This is a genomic window from Jidongwangia harbinensis (assembly GCF_020216025.1).
In the GTDB taxonomy this organism is placed as follows: domain Bacteria; phylum Actinomycetota; class Actinomycetes; order Mycobacteriales; family Micromonosporaceae; genus Actinoplanes; species Actinoplanes harbinensis.
Window position 1 is genome coordinate 1 of sequence record NZ_JAIWNC010000101.1, and the last position, 2,320, is coordinate 2,320.

The window sequence follows — 2,320 nt, forward strand, 5'->3', positions numbered from 1 at the left end:
GAGGACGGCTTGTTCTGCGGATCCGCCGGGTCGTCGAGCTTGAACTTACGGTTCGTGGCGAGGGTGCGGACCCGGCCGGTGGCCGGCTCGACACCGGCGGCCAGCAGCGCGTCCTCGTTGCTGTCCTTGAGCCGGTCGGAGATGTTCTTCCGGGCCGCGGCCTGCGCCTTGACGTCCAGCGAGGTGACGATCCGGTAGCCACCGCTCTTGAGCTGCCGCTCCCGGTCGTAGGTGGTGACGCCGAACGCCGGCTGGCTCAGCCACCAGCGGTAGAAGTAGTCACAGAAGAAGCCCCAGTGGTTCTTCGCCACCGACACGCAGCCGTTGCCCGGCCGCTTGATCTCCCGCGGGATCTTGGACGCCTTCGCCTTGTTGAACTGGTCCTGGGTGATGAAACCCAGCCCCAGCATGTTGTTCAACACATACCCGCGACGCTCCACGACCTCCCGGTAACCGCTCTCCGTGGTCGGGTCGTAGGACGACGGCGCCTTGACCTTGCCGGCCAGCATCGCGGCCTCGGCCACGCTGAGGTCCTTGGGCTTCTTGCGGAAGTACACCTGGCTGGCCGCGGAGATGCCGTACGCCCCGCTGCCGAACGGCGCGGTGTTCAGGTAGCGCTCGAGGATCTGCTCCTTGGTCAGCTCCTCTTCCACCTGCATCGCGTACTTGAACTCGTTGATCTTCCGCTTCGGGGTGTCCTCGGTCGCGTCGACGACCGCCTGCGGGTTCGTCGCCGAGTACGCCAGCGACATGCGCACGTACTGCATCGTCAACGTCGACGCGCCCTGCTGGCCGTTGGAGGAGTTGCTGTTGTTGCTGACGAACGCCCGCGCGACACCCTTGAGGTCGACGCCGTTGTGCTTGAAGAACTCGTGGTCCTCGGCGGCGATCATCGCGTTCTGCATGTTCTTCGAGATGTCCTTCAGCGGCACGTCGCTGCGGAACTCGTCGAAGAACACCGAGATCGGCGTCTTGCCGTCCGCGGCGAAGATGCGGGTCACCTGCGGCGCCGTGGTGTGCTTCAGCTCACTCGGCAGCTGCGCGAACGACTCGCCACCCGCCTTCGCCGCCAGACCGGACATGGCCACGGCCGGGAACGCCGCCGCCGCCACGATGACGCCGGCCAGCAGGCCGCAGATCACCAGTGACGCGGCGTTGGCAAAGATGTTGTGATCGCGATGGCGCATCCAGGAACTCACGGGAGGCACGATACGTGAACCGCGCACGCCGCCAAGCTGCACCGGCTGTCCGGACAACGGCATCTGGGCAAACGGCGGCGAATGCTGCCGCCGGGTCCGGCAATCAATGAACTCGGTGGGACAGCCCCAGCAAATCCGCGATGTGCTCAACCGCCGCAGCGGCATCCTCAGGAAAGGCCGTGCTCGGCTTGGCGGCTGCCGCGGTCGTGGCTGGCGAGTCACTCCAAGCCACGAGACCCGACCTATGGCTTGTGACACCGCGTCGACGTTCCGAGTCGTTCGCGACAGCCTCGTCCATCGTCACCCAGCCGGCCGGAACACCAGCGGCGAACGCTGTGGCCAGCATGGTGCGTGCCATCTGCACCTTCGCCGCGAATTCCACCTCGTCCGGGACGCCGGCGGCTCGGCATCGGTCCCGGTCATCGGTCCAGACCTGCGGAAGATAGAGCTGCCGGTCGATCAGCGCGTGGCCCCTGTTCGAGCGGTAGGCCATGAACACACCGACCTGGCAGTCTCGATCCGTCCGGCGGTGCTGGAGTAGTGCCTGGCCACGCCCGCGGATTTGAACCGGTGCAGACGTTGCCGCACCGTCCGCGGGTGACAACCAACCCGATCCGCGATCTGCGGCACCGTCAAACCCGACCACGACAGCGTCGCGATCCGCGCCCGCAGCACCCATTCCGCCGGTGCATGTCTTGCTGCGGCCAGTTTTGCACTCTGGCCCGTTCGTCACCGTCCACAGCGGGACGCGCGAACACCAGAGCGGGCATGACCACGACCGCCTTCCGACGAGGACTCCCACTGCACAGAATCATCCCGCGAGTGGCCTTTCGGATAGTCATCCAATTGAGGAACGACGCACTAGAACCTTCATTCCGCCTCCTCCCCGCCCAAGCGCACAGGGGCCGGACGGTACGGACGCGGCTGCGGAAGACAGCCGACGATTCCTCAACTGAACTGCCGGGTGGTCGATCCGAGGGCACACCGATCCGCGCCGGTCCGGTACAACCGGGCGGCACCCGAGCGGGCACCGGCGGTGCTCCGTACCCCCGCGAATCTCTTCGTATGCCCGGCCGACGACGAGGCCGGACAAATCCGGGGGGATCAGAATTTTGCGTCGC

At 66.3% G+C, this 2,320-nt stretch carries 1 protein-coding gene and 2 pseudogenes; all 3 read right to left on the reverse strand.

Annotated features, from left to right (window positions below; all coding sequences use genetic code 11):
• The coding region (locus LDL48_RS43140; RefSeq protein WP_225260998.1) for a transglycosylase domain-containing protein at positions 1–1,187 on the reverse strand (1,187 nt) is incomplete at its 3' end.
• Between the two features lie 298 nt (positions 1,188–1,485).
• Positions 1,486–1,763 (reverse strand): annotated as a pseudogene (locus LDL48_RS43145) (transposase); the annotation flags it as partial.
• Positions 1,764–1,778: 15 nt separating this feature from the next.
• Positions 1,779–1,874, reverse strand: a pseudogene (locus LDL48_RS45340) (helix-turn-helix domain-containing protein); the annotation flags it as partial.
• Between the last annotated feature and the right edge of the window lie 446 nt (positions 1,875–2,320).